Here is a 17170-nt window from a genome sequence, read left to right on the forward strand (position 1 = left end):
CCCTTGAATTTACTACTGAACTGGCTATTATTTTTATACATTGTTATGGGGCGAATTTTTATAATTCATTTGATTTTAATCCTAAAGATTTCCCTACAAGATTTCCAATGGCAAAGTATTGAGTCCCTAATTCCATTTCAGAATCATGAGTATTTCGAATCAAAACAATATCCTTTGTCCCTGTCTCTTGAATTTCAGTAATAGCGTTTTCGTAGTTTTTATTGTCTCCACAAAAAACGATATTGTCAAATATCGAAAGTTTATCAGTAATTACTTTTCTATTTTCATTTAAATCCTTTAATAAGTTATTTACTGCGGTCAACAATTTCTCGTTTGTTTCAAATTGAAATGCATGAAATTCAAATTCGGCTTTGTCAATTTTTATTTTTTTTCCATCTATTTCACTAAAAGTCTCATCTACAAAAGGAAACTTAGATACTCCTGAGTAGAAAATTAGAAAACCAAATATTTTGCCTTCTTCCCACTTTCTTGTATTCAATAATGTTTCATAACAAAGTCTCGCCAAGCTAATTTTACTCATTTCCTTTTGTGGATAAACTTCTAAATACATTTCTTGAAATCGAATAATGGAACGACTTAAAAAATCACCATCTATTAGAACAATTGTTGAAGCGTAGTCATCAGTTATAATGAGAGTCTTGTTCTTTTCTGCAATCTCGTGTTTCTTAGCTCTAAACTGTTCGATAAACACCCAATCTTTATTGTAATTGATTAATAAGTCAGTTAAACAAATAAAAATGTATTTGTGTAATTTTTCAAAAAGAGCTTTACTCTTATTTTCATCAACAAGCTCTTCAATTCTCTTTCCCTTATGAAATATCTGGGTTCGTAAACCATCTCCATTACTACCACTTGAATAGTACTTAAATTCTTCACTAATTTCATGTATTTGATGAATATTTTTAGCAATATGAGATATTATTTTTGCTTTTACATTTTGAAATTTTTCATATTTATCAGGTGACGCGATAAATTCAAACAGTCTAATTATTTGGATAAATTTTTCGGTATTTGAGTTTGATTCGAGGATTTGAGTATACATTCTCAAAGCATGTCTTGCAACATTACCAATTTCACTTATGTCATTATTCAATAGTGGGAAAGAATTCAATAAGTCAGGTTCACTAATTGTTAATCCATTACCCAATGATATTGTATTTGTATTTACTTTTTCGCATATAATTCTTGTAAATGGACTACCATAATCATTAAACATTAATAAAATAGATTCTCCCGTTTCAATTTGTCCAACTCTACCAGGTAGTGTTGAGTTATTATTAATGTTACAATAATTGAAAATATAAAAGTCTAAAATTGGAATTGTATATTCTAAAGCAAAATTAAGAAGATTCAAATTATTAGTTACTTGAGCAGGGAATTTCACAGGTGAACTTGAAAGAAACGCAATTAATGCATTCTCTTTTAGTTTATTAATTTCTCTGGAGTTATCTTCTAAAAATGAATGATTCTTAAAAAGTTCATTTATATCAACTGCACCTTTTGGATAAATAACTAAATTCTTAACTCTTGATTTTTGATTAATTGAAAATCGTTCTATTGGTAATATATACAAATAGTCATTACTTGTTTTATTTGGAAAATCAATTAGAATACTCTGCATTGTCTGTCTTTTAATTTGCCTCATAACGTTCTGTAACTACAGCGGGTTTGGGACTTAATTAAGGCGATTATTCGGATTTGCCAAATCTTCCAAATACAAGAGTATTTTTCCATTAAACCAAATGCCCAAATCCGTTGTAACTGTTATGTGCACTTTTATTTTTTATCCAGAAGACTGTTCTTTAAGATTTTATTCAGGATTTCAAATTTTAGATTTTCGTCGCGATACTCAATCCAATTATTTTTAAATTCCTTTTTTGCTTCAAAATTTTCACCTCCATTGATATGTATTTGTCTTAAATAAGACATATCTTTCCCCTCAGATTCTCCTGAAACAATAATATCTTTTAATAAAACTTGAGAGTCAATTAAATTATCAATTTCATCGTAATCAAGAACAGTGAAATTTATTGCATTAATTATATAAATAAGTTTTCCGATTTTTTTTGTGTCTCCGGTATCATTATTTAGATATTCTTTAAAATTTAAAAAATTATCTGTTGTGTAATTAAATTTTGTAAGGTCATAATCTGGAGCAAGCATAAGGATTTGAAACAGAACAGTATCTCTAGAATTTGTATTTTGGTTTTCCAGCCATTCTAATAAGTTTTCAATAATTCTCATAATTCTTAAATTTTTTAATTGTTGCGTGCAAATTGCACATACCGTTCTGGCGCATGGCGAGGTTGGTGATTAAAGATGCTTGGATTTTTCGATTAAATACAAATTTTCCAAACACAAAACCAACTTTCCATTAAGCCTAAAACCCCAATCTCGCCAAACGGCCGTTGGCAGTAGCTTTTTTTCTTTTACAATATTGGTTTACGCATTGATGTTTTTCCATTCGATGGTTTTCCTGTTTTGTGACAAAAGTTTTCAGGATAGTTATCGTTTCCAAAAGAAGCCCAACTTCTATATGCTTGATATGAAAATGGCTTTTTTAAATTAAATTCTATTTTTTCTCCAGTTCTTATGCAGAAACCATTTATTGGATTTTCTATTTCCGCTCTGTTTGGTCTAATATTTTGTACTGAACCCAATTCCAGTTCGAAAGGAAAATCTTCTAATGTTTTTATTTGATTATCTCGATTTCTATTCCACGAAGAGTAAAACTTTTCAGTTGTGTCGTGTAAAGTGTCAGATTTTATATAATTTTTACCAAGCAATGAACTCAATATTTTCTTTTCAAAAACTGGTCTTTTTATGAAAATAGCTTCACTTTTTTCGGCAAGTTCATAACAAGTTTGCCAAGCTTCATTGTCTGTATTTGTTGTGAATTTTGATAAAATATTTATTTCAGAAAAAACACCAAATTCAACATTGTTTTTAAATGAATAATCATATAAATTTATTGAAGTAATTACCCCTTTCTTTTCATTTCCATAATATTTTGCGTGAAGATTTGGAATATAAACTATACTTATGTTAAGAAATTTTTTGAAATAGTCAAAATCATTTTTGCTTAAACTTCTACTTACTTCTTTTTCGTTTTTACCAAAAACAATTAGAATATGTAGTTTCGGATTATTCATATGCTTGTCAAAAAGTCTTTTGAAATAATCATCAAGTTTAATAAATGGAGAAACAATTAAAAGATTGCTTTCTGCTTCCCAAATTATTTCATAAACTGCATTTTCAAGATTTTCTCCGGTAATAAATTTTGCCATTTTCTATTTCAATTGTCTTTTTCTACGATTCTCTGTGCTAAAGTTACTGCCAACGTCAGTCTGTGGAAAAACTTTCGTTTTGTTGTAAACAAATATAGGAAAGTATTGCTTTTAAAACAGGATTTTTCGTATTTTTTAGTAATGCAACATATACATGGAACTTCCTGCAACCAGATGCGTATTTCAAGTTTAGAAGAAGCTATCGCACTCGATAATCAAGTACGTTTTATAGATTTGCTAAGTCGTTGTCAGTTTTGTCAATAGTTCGTTTTTAATTAATCAAAATCAGGAAACCAACAACCACAATCGTGTTCAAGTTCTTGACATCTGTTACATCGTCTGAGACTCAAGATATTTATTATTTTAATTATTATTCTTTTTGTCATAATTTTAAAATCTAGATTTTTTAGCTAATTTTTGCGTTTCTGCGTGGCAATCTACCCAAATTGCTTGTAGCTGTTAGCAGCAGCTTTATATATTCACAACTTCTATTTTCGAATATCTATCGAATTCTAAGAATTGAAGTAAGTTTTCAGTAATTTCTTTTGAATATTTACAAATTAATTCTAATGCAAAAATTTGCTCTTGTTCATTGGTTTCTGAATTAGTTATAATGCTGTATGAAGTTGAATGAAGTGATGCACTTGTAATTTCATAGACTAGTTCATATTCTTTTTCTAAAGATGTAACTTCAGCTTTTGTCTTCCAAGTTCTACGTGTTTCTTTGAGTTTATTGAAAACATCGTCTTCATTAGTAAAGTTGAATAGAACTTTTAAATTTTCTTTTTTAAAAAGTTCTTCTTGTTTTTTGTTTTTTAAATGTTGTAAATGTTGTAACTGACTTTCATATTTTTGAAGAAGTTGTTCTTCCATCAAACTTTTTTGTAAAAAGTAACCCATATTTTTGAAATCTCCCCAAAATATGGTTAACTCTTTTTCTGCTCGGGCATCTATTTCTCGTTCTATTTTTTTTATTTTATTAAAATATTTTTGTATATCCTCTTCGCTATTATTAGATAGATTTGTTTTGTCCGGTTTCGTGTTTTCTTCTTCGATTTTGTATTTATCAATTAATTGAATTTCATATTCAAGTCTAGAAATAAAATTTTCACATTTTTTGATTTGCTCTGAATATATAGAATAGAAAAAAGTATAGATATATTTTTCCTCCATTAAAAATAATTTTGAGTGAATTAATGTTTCTAAAACAAATCTAAGAGTTGAGGAGTTTAAAATAAAAGAATTGGGATTTTCAATTACTTGGTTTTTTAAATATAATATTTTTTCTAAAAAACTTTTTGAAATAAAAAAATGCTCAAATCGACCAAAAGTTTTATAAAAATCTTCAAAATTGGAGAGTTTAACAATTATTTCGTGGTCCAAAATAGCGGACTGTTTTAAATTAATAATTTTATTTTCTAAAGTCATTTGTTTTACGTTTTGTTGTGAAAAACCGCTGTTAGTACTATTATAATATTATATGTTTTGATTTGCTTCTAAAGTACCGTATTTATTGACTTGTTTATTTTTGATGATGCAAATTGAAGCAAAAAAAAGCAATATAATGTTTGCTTTGTTGTACCAAATGTTGTACTTTCGTTTCAGGTTGCACTCAAATGAAACGCTTTGTTTTTAAAGACTTCACCCATTTGCTTCCTTTTGTAAATATAGTACAACTTTTTAATTTTTGCAATTTATGGCTTCTATTAAGTTAATTTTAAGAACACATCAGCAAGACCAAGCGGGACATTGTCCTTTATATATAAGAGTTATTAAAGACAGGAAAGCAAAATTTATTTCTGTTGGCGTGAAGTTGAAAGAGAGCGAATGGGACGAGGCAAAACAGAGGGTAAAAAAGAACCACCCAAATAGCGCAAGAATGAACGCTTCCATTGCTCAAAAAGTAGCAGATGCGGAAGGACAGGTTGCGGACTTGGAAAGAAAGGTAAAAACGGTTTCGGCAAAGAAACTTAAAGAAGCTATTAAGGGTAAAGAAGTGCCTAACTTTTTTGAATACTCTTATAAGTATTGCGAAAAAATCAGGGGGAGTGTTTCTGTGGGAACGTATAATAATTACAAGCTGTATTTAGAGAAGTTTGAAAACTGGTTAGGCACAAAAGATGTTTTCTTTGATGATATTACCGTTTCGCTCTTAATGGACTATATGGCATATATGGTAAATGAATTAGGTAATGGATTAACCACACAGCGCTACTCCATTATGATACTGGCGATAATGTTCAAACAAGCCATTAAAGAGGATATTATCCCCGAATATATGTACCCAATAAGTAAACTGACTTTAAAAAAAGAAACAGGCAAGCGATTGTTTTTGAACAAGGAACAAATTGAGGCAATGATTAATTACAATGCAGGGGAAGGAACAAAAGGAGATATTTACAGGGATATGTTTATTTTTTCCATTTATGCAGGAGGGCTACGGTTCAGCGATGCTTTGGAAATCCAAAACAAGGACTTTATTGAAGACGAACAGCGAATTAAAAAAGTCATTCGTAAAACAGGAAGACCCCATCAGTTTAAAATCGGTAAAGTAGCTTTGGATATTATCAAAAAATACCAAAAAGAAAACCCACAGCCCGATGATTTTATTTTCCCGATTGTAACCAATAAGGATTTCTTTTTGAAGAATGCCGAATATCGTTATGAGATAACCCAAAAAGCAAATAAGTCGGCTAATTTTCAAATCCAAAGGATTGCCAAAGCTTTAGAGTTTCCAATCCACGTTTCTTTTCATTTAAGCCGACACAGTTTTGCTACCAACGCTCTGAATAATGGCATGAGAATTGAACACGTTTCAAAGTTAATGGATCATCAGGATATTAGAACCACACAGGTATATGCAAAAATCTTGGGAGAAGAACTGGATAAGGCAGTAGATAATTATATTTATTAAATTGTGTAAAAAAGTGAGAATAATAAAATACTGTTAATCACGTTATTGAAAAATAAGTAGTATCGTAGCTAAAATATTGCTAAATATTTAATAAAAATTTATGAAATCCTTTTAAAAAAAAGGATTTTTTTCCCTCTATTTTAGCGCCAAAGAAAGAAGTTCTTTTAAATAGATATTCCGCAATAGTAAAGGCTTAACAGCCAAAACAGAGGCTTCAAAAACGAATTTGAACTGGGATAAATTTAAAATTGCCATTTCAAAGAAAATGCAAAAACATAACCCTAATTGTAGCATTAAAATTCTATGGAGCAAAATTTTCAAACTACCTCGTTTCTCGAAATGGTAGTGGTGCATTCTACAAAAGTTTCCAATCACGATTTTGATATTATTCTCGATAAAAAAGTTACAGTACAAGACTATTGTACCGCACTAATTAATAAGATTTTTGAATTACACTACTCCGATTACCCCATTTTTCTAAATTATCAAACCAGCTTGGTTAAAGAGCCGATTGTTTGGTTAAATCGTTTTGAAGAATTGATTTCCAATAATGAGGATTTATTTACCAGTAAAAAAGCCTTATGCCGTTATAACAAACTATTCAATTTGATAGAATCCAAACGAAAAGAAATACAGTTTTCGAGTTCAAAAGAAAGCAAACAGACAATAGCTAAAAGGTTTATCAATGCAGAAAGTGAGGACAGGCATTTTTCATTTTGTGAAGTCAAAAAGCAAATCGACAGCCTTGACGATGATAATGAGAAGATACTTTTACTCACGAAAGAAAAGCACGAGTACAGACAAGCGAATATAGAGTTTATCAATCAAAAATTGCCCTTGTTTGATGTGCAATGCAGTAAGGAGATTAAGCAGATTTATGAATTGCAGAGCATCAAAAGTTCCATTGATAAATTTAAGCCTATTGTTCCGGGCAATCCAATCCCACATACTAAATTGCAATTCAATTGCAATGTCAATCAGTTTGTGGACATATTCTATCAAATGTCCCGTGAAATATTGGTTGAGGGTAAGCCAATGGTTGAGGGCAATATCAATGATATTGCGGAAATGATTGTAAACACATTCATTGACAAAGACGGAAAGGAACTAAGTCCCCTTAGCGTTAAAACTATCCTCCAACCCTCAAGGGAAGACAAACGCCCCAATACCCATAAAAGAATAGATATAAGCAAACTTTTATAATCAAACACAAAAAGTCCACAAATTCCCTGTGGACTTTTTTATTTTTTCACATTTTCTACATCAATAAAATCGTTGTAAACCCTTGTAGAATAAAGGTTTTTTATAAATGAAAAAGGTCTTTTTAAAATGAAAAGACCTCAAAAGACTTTTTCAAAAATGCCTTTTTTTTGGCTTAAAAAGGGTCAAAAAATGTCATTTTAGAGGCGATTTTCACCCATTTCTACACAAAATAAAAAAGGTCTTTTTTCACTCCCTGTTTTTATAAGAAGCCCAAAACTTCAACCCCTTTAAAATAAGGGCTTCCCAAAGCCTAAAAAGAAAACTTAGTCCTTGAAGACCAAGAAAAGACTAAAAGACTTTTTCATACCCCGCACATTTGCTTCATAATTTTTAAATACGCAAAATCATGGAGGTATTTATCTTGTCCAAAGCACAGTTCGCAGAATTAACTTCAAGGTTGGATTCCCTGCAAAATCAATTAAGCACCCAAACCAATGCCTCGAAAAAATCCTTTATGGATAATGAGGAATTTATACAATTAATGGGTATCTCCAAACGTACCGCCCAAGGTTGGCGTGATGAAGGCAAAATTTCATTTAGTCAAGTAGGTAAAAAAATCTTTTACAAGCTCTCGGACGTTGACAAACTGCTGGCAGAGAACTACAACAAATCATTCAGAAGCAAATAAACCATTGCAATCCCATTGCAATTTTATTCTAAAGCATTGCAATACACGATACATAGACAGCAATTCGCTGAATTTCCTTGACGCACAGGCGTAAACATTTACGCCTTGCTGAAAGGTTAAACAAAAATACTATGAGAGCCAGTACACAACAAAAAATAGACGACAGAGTTTTCTCCCTTGCCTCGAATCTCTTTGGTTTTGGCAATACAGAGGCTAAAAAGCAAATCGAAGAAACCATTGCAATAGAAAACGCAACATTACAATTGGATAACAGAATCATTGCGGTTTATCCCGCCATAATCGAAGAAGCTTTTTCTACAACGATGGACAACTACCGCAAGTACATTGCCAGTTACAATTTTAAGACACAGGCAGAAAACGAACTTATCCAAAGACACAATACTTCAGTAGAGCAATTCTGCAAGGAAAATGCTCTTACAGAAGTACAGACGGAATTTAGAAAAGTCTTTTTGCTGAATAAGAAAAACCTAAAGCCAAGAGCATACAACGAGGCAGTAAATGAGTTCTGCAATGATTATGGCTTAATTGTGGAGAAAAAGAAAATCCAAAGCGTTAAATATGCCACCGAAATTGTTTTTCAAAACCTGTTGCATCTGTACAATTCGCAACTAATGAAGCGCAATGAAAAATTCATCAAAGGAGGCATAACCGCAAGAAGACCTATTCAGGAGTTTAAAATAAACTCTTTTTTAGTTACCCAGTTAAAGCGAAAAGAGATTCACAGTATTAACATCTGTACCAAGACGGTACGCAATCACAGACAAAGACTGGAAGAAGCAGGTGTATTTACTGAATATCATTTTGCAGGGCAAAACAAGCCCGTAGAGGTGCATATCAACCCTGAAATTTTAGTGGTTTTGGACATCAAAACCTCAAAATTGAAAAGTGCTGAAAATAAGCAACTTAAATGTGTGTATTGGAATCTTTTACCTGATAACAATGAAATTACTGGAACTATTATAAATGAATATCAAATGAATGAGAATGTTGAAAACATTTCTCAATTTCAAAGGAGTTCGGGCGAAGCCCTCACGCCTTCTTATTTGTTTTTTACAGGAACACATACCAGCAAGAAAGAGATTTCAAACTTGGGGGCGGGCGAAAAAAATGTTAAAGTTCAAAATACTTTATCCGAAAAACTGCAAAACCTGATTGTCCACCCACAGGAATTGGCGGTAAACCTTGCCAATGGGGAGTATATGAATTACAAGCCTATTGACATTCGCTATCTGTTCAAAGAGGCTTTTTCAGGAACACTGACCAATGATGAGTTTAGGGAGCTGGCGATACAGGATTTCTTTAAATCCATATCCAAGATTTACAGGTTTTCCACGCCTTTTGTGGGAAGTTGGAAAAAGGCAATTACCCTGTATTATCAAAACAAATGGATTGCCTTTACAGATAACAGTTTCAATAAAAGCGTACTGGTTGATGAAATACAGCAGATGCGTTGGCGCATTGAGTGGGCAAGAAAATGGTTTATTAAAAATCAGTTACCACCATTATTCCCCTACGAGTATTTTGATATGACCCGTAAAACTTCAAAAGAAGTCGGCTTTGAATATACTAAAGCCAAGTGGAATGAGCATTTGTTGTCCATAGCCAAATATGATGCTTTGAAGAAGAAACAGGAATGTAACGCAGTTAGAAGAAAAGAGACGATAAACCACGCCAAGAAGTGTGAAACGGTGCTTAACCGCTTCTTTAAAAACAAAGTTACCTACACGCAATTGTTTGATTATGTGGAAAAGAACCTCCCTAAAGAATACCTGGAAAAACTGCCTGTTTTAATACTTAAAAAATCATTGAAAGACAACGAAAAGACCATTGCAATAACGGGCGATGATGCGGTAAAATACAGCTTTTTTGAATTTTAAAATCTAAAGAATATGCCAGTTTTTGACAACACAAAATCGAAAATTAAAATGGTAATCCTAACCCAAAACAAACAGAGTAATGCAGTTTGGTGGTCACCCATTAATCAGAACAAACGAAAGAGTGAGCTTGTTATCCGAAGTATGCTCAGGAGGTTTGAAAAAAGCAAACTTTTTACCATTACCAACGTGGTACAGTTTTATGAAAACAATCTATTAATCTCTCAATTCAAATTCAATTATGAAAATAGCCTTAAAGAAAATCAAGATAGAAGATATTGAAATTATACAATCCAAACTGCTCAAATTCATTAGACATAAAGTTGACGAAATAGCCCATTGCAAAGATTATGAAAAGTATTGCAATAAAATTATTGTAATCGATACACTCCAAAGTATGTTTTTCATATTTAGGACAAAGATTGAAAGCAAAAAACAGGAATCAAACATTACTCTTTCTCCCACACAGGCAGTTATACTTCTTTTCTGCTGTCAATGGGAAAGAGAGAAAAGAACGCAAGAACAGAGAATTACAATGCAATCCATGTCAGACCTTTTGCACGAAAAATTAATTAATATTTAAAGCACAAATTATGAGAATCAAACTAAAAAACCGCCTTACAATACTGCTGTGCAATGCTTATGTGATACTCTTGTGCATTTCAATTGTTATTGTCCTGCCATTGCAATTTGTCATTTTCCTTTTTAAAGGCAAGAAAAAAGTAGTAAGACCATTGGAAGATAAGATTTTCAGAATCTTATTCCATATCAATGATTTGAGAAAGAGTGCTTAATATAAAAAAAACAAATGAATAAGAATAATAAAAAACCGCTTCCTCATTCTGTTACAAAAGCGGTACTGGTTGAAATGTATTGTAATCAGTTTAGTGACGCCAAAATTAGAAAGCAAATCAATGAAATTCTAAATGAGAAAAATATATCAAAAGATACTAAAATTATACCTCACTTAGAGTTTATGGAATTTGTGGAAACTTACGGGTTGCCAAAAGGATATTATATTGATGATGAAGATAATATATCTAATAATGATTCAATAAATAAAAAATCTATTAGATAATTTATGGAGATTATTTCTTATATTCGAATATAACCGGATATTTAGACATCCATTTTGAATAGCTTTATGAATGCTTGTTTAGCATATAAATAAGTTAGTTGCTATTTTCCTGAAAATCCCCTGAAACCTAGACTTATGATTGAACAAATAGTAAAAGATTATACCAAAAATTTATTTAATTCTCCAGCGAGTATTAGAGAGAAATTAAATTTCTTTAGAGAGATCAGTGAAAAGGGATTTCATAACTTATCTGAAAAGGAAATTGAAGAAATTAAAGCTAGCTTCATAAAATTTGTCAACATAAATATGACATTTTGGGCTGATACTTATCCAACTAAATTATTTAGAGTTACCAACAATAAACATTTATACCAAGGTGCTAAAGTTAAGTTACAACTTATTGATGACTTACTTGGTCCGCCTTTGAATAAATCATATTATGGAAGATGTAATTTACCTAATGAAAGTGTTTTTTATTCAGCATTAGATTTCAAAACTGCAATTTGGGAAACTAAACCAAATGTTGGAGATTTAATAACTGTAAGTGAATGGGAAATTAAAAAAGGGGAGAAATTAAACACTCATAATATCTTCAATCCAAATATCAATAATTTATCAAAAGAAAGCATTGACGCATATAATGCTTGGATAAATTCAAAAAATACGATTGATCCAAATTTAGGTGAAATTTTCGAAGATGTTATGCTCTTTTTTACTGAAGAATTCATGAAAATTGTAATTTATACTGAAAGAGAAAACTATCTGTTTTCAAGTATTCTATCGTCAAGATTTTTACAAGCAAAAAAAGATAAAAACGGTTTTAAAATTGAAGCAATTGCGTATCCAAGTGTTAAAATGCAATACGGATTAACCAATCTCGCAATATCAAATGATTTAGTATTAAAAAAACTGAATTTGAACTCGATAACTATTTACGATGTAATGGAAATTAATTATGACGAAAATAATGTTCACAGTAATGAATTAATAAAAGTTTCTCCATTAATAATAAAAACATCAGATTTTGATTTTATAAACAATAAAATAAATTATGATGAAGAAGCAGAATTCAAACAAATGATTGAATTACACGAAAAGTATAGAAAAAATAACTGCTAATAGTTGCAATTTTTGGCAGCTTCACTAAAATAATATGTCTGAGAAATTTGAATACTACCGAAATAAATCTTTAGAGCAACTTAAGTTGATTAATCCAAAATGGGCTTATGGAGAGAACAGAAATAAAATTCTCGATATTGCTTTAAAAGGTAGAAACAAAGAATATAGAATATTTCTGGTAAACACTTCTAAACTCATTGAAAATTCAATATTTGCTGATGTAGAATTAGATTTCTTATTTAATGGGAAAGAAAAAAATGATATGCGAATAACTAGAATACTGTCGCGTTGGGATAACAATGAATTTGTTGATCCACCTACAATTTGTATTGATCAAACTCAAAACTCAATAATATCATTTCGTGATGGGCAACACAGGGCAAAATTATCTTACTTCTTAGGGTTGGAAAAAATTCCAGTTGGAATTCATAATGAAGATATAGTTTTGATTAAAAAAAGTTTACATTTTTAGAACAAATACCGCAGCTTACAGATGTACAATATAACTCTTATTGGTACTATACATTCGGAACATGGAAAATGTAATCCTGATACGTTGTATAAAATCTTGGAAGATATAAATCCCGAGGTCATTTTTGATGAATTACCGAACCATTTTGCTGAGTTGTATTTTAGCGACTCTTTTGATACATATTGCATCAATTGCATTTTGCGTAATGGGCGTTATCCTGTAGTACCTCTTGAAGTAAAATGTCTGAGAGAATATAGGCAAAATTATGAAATTGAAATTATCCCTGTCGATATTGATTTAAGACAAAAATTAGATGAAAACCAAAAGGAAATAAACTTTTTGTTTTCTACTTTCTTCAAAAATGAAGATTATGCAATACTGGATAATGAGAAAGAAAATTTGATAGCACAGGAAGGCTTTCATTTTCTCAATAGCAACAAATTTTTAGAGTTTTCAGAAAAAAAGGAGATTATGGAAAAAAATATTATGGAATCTGAAGTTCAGAAAAATAGGTTGCTTAGTATTTACAAATTATTTTACTCACAGCAATATGATTACCGTGAAAATGTGATGCTTCAAAATATTTATAATTACAGTAAAGAAAATCAATATAATAAAGCTGTATTTTTAATTGGAGCCGAGCATCAAAGGTCAATAGTTCAGAAAATAAAGGAGCACGAAAAACTGTCAGAAATTAAATTGAATTGGACAATGTAAGGTAACAAATGAAAAAAAACAGCTTCTAATAATTGCGATAGAATTGCAATGTTATTTTAGCATACTTCCTCATACCTAAAAAATCTTCACAATACCTTACAATACCTCGCCATACCTCAAGGCGAGTTTTTTTTATTTCTAACATTTGCTTCAGAAAGTTACAGCAATTGAAAATGACAAAGGATGAAATCAACTTAATTCTAAAGCGCAGGATAAAAAACGGTGATGAGTTTAACCATTTAATTGAAAAGCCCAAAAATCAAAAGATAAAACTGGAAAAAGGCGATACGTTTTATTCGGTTTCGATGATGAAAGTTTGGGTAGAGACTTTCTATAAACAGGTCGCAAAACTATCCAAAATTCTCAAAGGGAAAACAATTCAAGAGACCTGTGATAAGATTCATTACTTCCTGTATTACGACATTCAGTATCAAGCTGATGGGGTTATACAGAATTTAAGAAGTCCTGCCAATAGTTGGTTCAACCGCAGAGAAGGTATTGATTGTAAAAGCTATTCGATTTTCGCAAGTTCAGTTTTGATGAATTTAGGGATTAAGCATTACATCAGGCAAATCAAACAGCCCAAGTTCAATCCTAAGCAGTACACCCATGTTTATGTAGTTGTGCCTTTTGATCAAGCAAGTGGGAAATTAGATAAAGGTCATACAATTATTGACGGAACAATAATGAGCAACAAAGAGCCAAGTTATACGGATAAAAAAGATGTTTTTATGGATCAGAAATTACCACATATTGGTCTGAATTGTCCAGCCCCTAAAAAAAAGGGTTGGTATTTAACCAAGAAGCCTTGCAAAAAAGCTTATGAATTATATGATTTTGCTAGAAGTGCAGAACAAGCGAAGCACATGCTAGAATCACTAGGTCGTGATGCAATAGCACATAAATCAACAAGTGAAGGTGGAGCTTACAATATCTATGTGAAAAGGAATAGTGTTTATGGCAGCAAAAGAGGGCTTAAAGGAGCAGTAAAAAAAACAACTCAATCCCGTAGAAGATTTCCATTTTAAATAATTTGATTATGATAATATTAGAAGAACAAACAGGATTAAATGCGGGTTTAAACCGAGGGCTGAAAATAGGCAAAATGCTTAAAAAGAATGTCAGATTAAAAAACGTATCAATAAAGAATGCTGTTAAATTAGGCAAAGCTGTAGTTCCGATAGCTACGGCAGCTATGAGTTTCTTTCCCGCTACTGCCCCTATTGGAATAGCTTCAAAAGTTGCTAAAGCAGGTAAACTGGCCAAAATTGCAGCCAATGCGGGTAAGATTGGAAAAATTGCAATGAAAGTAAAAAAAATTGCAGGTACAAAAGTGGGACAATTTGCCCTGAACAATATTGTAAAACCTGTTGTCAATAATGCTGTTTCCAAAATAAGTAATGGGTCTCAACCCATTAATGATATACAATCATTTGAAACTGCCCAGCCAGCAGATGTTATGCCAAATGCAACTCCAACACCTGCACAATTAGAAACCATTGCAGAAGTAAAAGGAGTTCCGGCGGAATCCTTAACTACAGGCACAACTGAAACTGGTGAGGCAATTCCAAATGATGCACAGCTTGAGACTATTTCCAAAGTCAAGGATATTCCAATTCAGAATTTAAAAGAAGAGGTTCAAGCGCAAAAAGAAGCCAGTCAAGTTGAAAGTGGTGTAACCACTGGTCATAAACCTAATTATACGATTCCAATTATCATTGGTGTCGGCGCAGTAGGTGCTATTCTTTTAGTAACAAGTTCAAAAAGTAATTAATAAACATAAAAATGAAACAAGAGTTAATAACAATCAGTTCTGCCGTTGTTGTAGGCGCTCTATCAAGAGGTCTTACAGGCACTATGACCGAGACATCTTCCAACACGGTAAAAGGTGTTGTTAATGGAGTTGTTGCCGTTGGTGCAGGATTTTTAGCGGTAAAAGTAAACGGAAGCGATACGAAAAGCTCGCTTTTAAGAGGTTCGGCAATCGGAGTTTCCATTGCTCATGGTTTAGAATTAGTAAAAAATATTTTTTCATCAGAGAAAATTGCTGCCAAGTTAAATCCAGAAACAACAATCGGAAGATTTATGCAAAAGACAGCTGGTCTTTCAGGAGCAGTAAATGGCTTGCAGGGCTATATCGATGCCTATGGCAACTATCATGAAGACGGTTTAGGAGGTTATATCGATATCAACGGTAACTATGTAGAAAATGGTTTAAATGCTCATGAAGGAAGTGGTTTAGGAGCATATGAAGATAATAGTTTAAATGGATATGCACCGCAAACAGAAAATTATCAAGACGAAGGTTTAGGAGGCTATATTGATATGAATGGTAACTATGTTGAAGATGGTTTAAGCGGCTATGACGATGACGGATTAGGTGCTTACGAGGATGATGGCTTAGGAGCTTATATCGATGAAAATGGTAATTACATTCTTTAACCAAAACTAAGAAGTAAAATTTAATTCATAAAGGAAAATGGAAAATAGAAATTCACAATTGCAAAGAGCTATTAAAGTATTAGGTGCTAGACAACGTCAAACAAGTCATATTGCAAGACCACAAGCAACAAAATTGGTCGATAAAACTTTTTACTTGAATATAAAGGTTGATGGAATGAGTGGTATTAATCAACTTGTTGATGCCAATACTAAGAAAATTGTAGGGATCACCAATTTTGATGGAAATCAATTAAACTCAGGACGTGATGTTGTTATTGATGCTATTCGAATACAATTTACAACTAGAGGAACAAAAATGGAAAGTGCTGATTGGCAAAGTAGAGATGTTTTACCAGCCGAGTTGCAGAACGCTGATTTACGTCTAATTCAAACCAATGATATGCTTATTGATTTGCCATTAACGGACATTCAGAATTTCAAATTCGATGATTACCGTCCAATTGCAACGACACCTCTTTTACGAGCTAAAGAGGAATTTAAATTAGAATTGGAATTCCCAAAAGGGGTTAATGTTCCTATAAAAGAAGGAGTTTCAATGTATTTAAGATTGGAGTTTAGAGTAACTGAGGCTAAAAAGTAATCGAATAATTAAAAGCCGAATTCATTAAGGCTTCGGCTTTTTAAATCTTGAAAAGTATGCGACAAATTCAACACGTAGTAAAAGCAATTATAAAGCCAGGAGAAAGTAATACTTCCGAAAATTTTAAACTTCCTATCGGTTTTACCACAGGAGTAGCTATTTATACTAACGGAGTAGATAAAAAGATCAGTGCGATGATATCTGTAGAAATGAAGGACGATAACAGTATTGCAATTATTCCATCGGTTCATATTGATAATTGGAGACAATCAAATGGAGGCGAATATGAAAAGAGTTTCAAGCCTTTAAATTTCGACACTGGAAACAAAGATTATTCACTCATTTTCGCTCTAGACGAGCCATTAAAAAGTGATGTCCCATTAAAATTTCATGTAGTGTTTTTATATAACAATAACATTAGTAAAGTATAACATGTTTGTAGAATCTGCTTTTATAACAAGAGAGTTCAAAGAAGAACAAATTCCCGTTTTAGAGGGAGTTACCTGCCTTTCGGTTGTAAATACAGGAACTACAATTGCAATTATCAACGGCGTTACTATTTACCCAACACAGAAGCAAATATTAATTCCACCCGATGGTACTTTTTCAAAGGTAAAGTTAGAAGTCAATTATGTGACAAGTGATTCAACTTTTGATCCAAAATTGGTAAAGAGAATCATTATTGAGGAAGAACGAAACAGGATTTTACTTATCTACAAAAAACTAATTTAAA

General features: G+C 31.7%; 19 protein-coding genes. 15 read left to right on the forward strand and 4 right to left on the reverse strand.

Annotation, left to right across the window (positions count from 1 at the left end):
- Positions 1 to 58 precede the first annotated feature (58 nt).
- The 4 genes from ACHRVL_RS14590 to ACHRVL_RS14605 form a co-directional block, all read right to left on the reverse strand.
- Positions 59 to 1642 (reverse strand): hypothetical protein, encoded by a 1584-nt coding sequence (locus ACHRVL_RS14590; RefSeq protein WP_149207242.1) that lies wholly within the window; start codon positions 1640 to 1642, stop codon positions 59 to 61.
- A gap of 155 nt (positions 1643 to 1797) precedes the next feature.
- Entirely contained in the window at positions 1798 to 2265 is a 468-nt protein-coding gene (locus ACHRVL_RS14595; protein ID WP_149207243.1) for a hypothetical protein, read from the reverse strand.
- Positions 2266 to 2450: 185 nt separating this feature from the next.
- Positions 2451 to 3308, reverse strand: coding sequence for a phospholipase D family protein (locus ACHRVL_RS14600; protein ID WP_149207244.1), 858 nt, complete (start codon positions 3306 to 3308; stop codon positions 2451 to 2453).
- A 471-nt stretch (positions 3309 to 3779) separates the two neighbouring features.
- On the reverse strand, positions 3780 to 4736 hold the full coding sequence (locus tag ACHRVL_RS14605) for a hypothetical protein (RefSeq protein WP_149207245.1): 957 nt from the start codon (positions 4734 to 4736) through the stop codon (positions 3780 to 3782).
- A gap of 268 nt (positions 4737 to 5004) precedes the next feature.
- Between ACHRVL_RS14605 and ACHRVL_RS14610 the strand changes: the two genes are divergently transcribed.
- From ACHRVL_RS14610 to ACHRVL_RS14680, 15 genes are all read left to right on the forward strand, one after another.
- Positions 5005 to 6222, forward strand: coding sequence for a tyrosine-type recombinase/integrase (locus ACHRVL_RS14610; RefSeq protein ID WP_395413960.1), 1218 nt, complete (start codon positions 5005 to 5007; stop codon positions 6220 to 6222).
- A 303-nt stretch (positions 6223 to 6525) separates the two neighbouring features.
- Positions 6526 to 7425: a hypothetical protein gene (locus ACHRVL_RS14615; protein WP_395413963.1), complete on the forward strand. Its 900-nt coding sequence runs from the start codon at positions 6526 to 6528 to the stop codon at positions 7423 to 7425.
- A 406-nt stretch (positions 7426 to 7831) separates the two neighbouring features.
- Complete coding sequence (locus ACHRVL_RS14620; RefSeq protein ID WP_149207252.1) at positions 7832 to 8113, forward strand: helix-turn-helix domain-containing protein; 282 nt, start codon at positions 7832 to 7834, stop codon at positions 8111 to 8113.
- Between the two features lie 131 nt (positions 8114 to 8244).
- Positions 8245 to 10011 carry a hypothetical protein gene (locus tag ACHRVL_RS14625; RefSeq protein ID WP_395413966.1) on the forward strand — a complete coding sequence of 589 codons (1767 nt, stop codon included), beginning with the start codon at positions 8245 to 8247 and terminating at the stop codon, positions 10009 to 10011.
- A 238-nt stretch (positions 10012 to 10249) separates the two neighbouring features.
- Complete coding sequence (locus ACHRVL_RS14630; RefSeq protein WP_395413969.1) at positions 10250 to 10591, forward strand: hypothetical protein; 342 nt, start codon at positions 10250 to 10252, stop codon at positions 10589 to 10591.
- 225 nt (positions 10592 to 10816) lie between these two features.
- Positions 10817 to 11086, forward strand: coding sequence for a hypothetical protein (locus tag ACHRVL_RS14635; protein ID WP_395413971.1), 270 nt, complete (start codon positions 10817 to 10819; stop codon positions 11084 to 11086).
- Between the two features lie 135 nt (positions 11087 to 11221).
- Positions 11222 to 12205 carry a hypothetical protein gene (locus tag ACHRVL_RS14640; RefSeq protein WP_395413974.1) on the forward strand — a complete coding sequence of 328 codons (984 nt, stop codon included), beginning with the start codon at positions 11222 to 11224 and terminating at the stop codon, positions 12203 to 12205.
- 34 nt (positions 12206 to 12239) lie between these two features.
- A complete protein-coding gene (locus ACHRVL_RS14645) occupies positions 12240 to 12677 on the forward strand; it encodes a hypothetical protein (RefSeq protein ID WP_395413976.1) in 438 nt (145 codons plus the stop codon).
- Between the two features lie 21 nt (positions 12678 to 12698).
- Positions 12699 to 13394: a hypothetical protein gene (locus tag ACHRVL_RS14650; RefSeq protein WP_395413979.1), complete on the forward strand. Its 696-nt coding sequence runs from the start codon at positions 12699 to 12701 to the stop codon at positions 13392 to 13394.
- 173 nt (positions 13395 to 13567) lie between these two features.
- Positions 13568 to 14422, forward strand: coding sequence for a transglutaminase-like domain-containing protein (locus tag ACHRVL_RS14655; protein ID WP_395413982.1), 855 nt, complete (start codon positions 13568 to 13570; stop codon positions 14420 to 14422).
- An 11-nt stretch (positions 14423 to 14433) separates the two neighbouring features.
- Positions 14434 to 15168, forward strand: coding sequence for a hypothetical protein (locus tag ACHRVL_RS14660; RefSeq protein ID WP_395413985.1), 735 nt, complete (start codon positions 14434 to 14436; stop codon positions 15166 to 15168).
- An 11-nt stretch (positions 15169 to 15179) separates the two neighbouring features.
- Positions 15180 to 15836 carry a hypothetical protein gene (locus ACHRVL_RS14665; RefSeq protein ID WP_395413988.1) on the forward strand — a complete coding sequence of 219 codons (657 nt, stop codon included), beginning with the start codon at positions 15180 to 15182 and terminating at the stop codon, positions 15834 to 15836.
- Positions 15837 to 15873: 37 nt separating this feature from the next.
- Positions 15874 to 16437 carry a hypothetical protein gene (locus ACHRVL_RS14670; RefSeq protein ID WP_395413991.1) on the forward strand — a complete coding sequence of 188 codons (564 nt, stop codon included), beginning with the start codon at positions 15874 to 15876 and terminating at the stop codon, positions 16435 to 16437.
- Positions 16438 to 16493: 56 nt separating this feature from the next.
- Positions 16494 to 16868 carry a hypothetical protein gene (locus ACHRVL_RS14675; RefSeq protein ID WP_395413994.1) on the forward strand — a complete coding sequence of 125 codons (375 nt, stop codon included), beginning with the start codon at positions 16494 to 16496 and terminating at the stop codon, positions 16866 to 16868.
- Position 16869: 1 nt separating this feature from the next.
- Positions 16870 to 17169, forward strand: a complete 300-nt coding sequence (locus tag ACHRVL_RS14680; protein WP_395413997.1) for a hypothetical protein — start codon at positions 16870 to 16872, stop codon at positions 17167 to 17169.
- The last annotated feature ends 1 nt before the right edge of the window (position 17170 follow it).

This window comes from Flavobacterium sp. FlaQc-28 (assembly GCF_044007415.1).
Lineage (GTDB): Bacteria > Bacteroidota > Bacteroidia > Flavobacteriales > Flavobacteriaceae > Flavobacterium.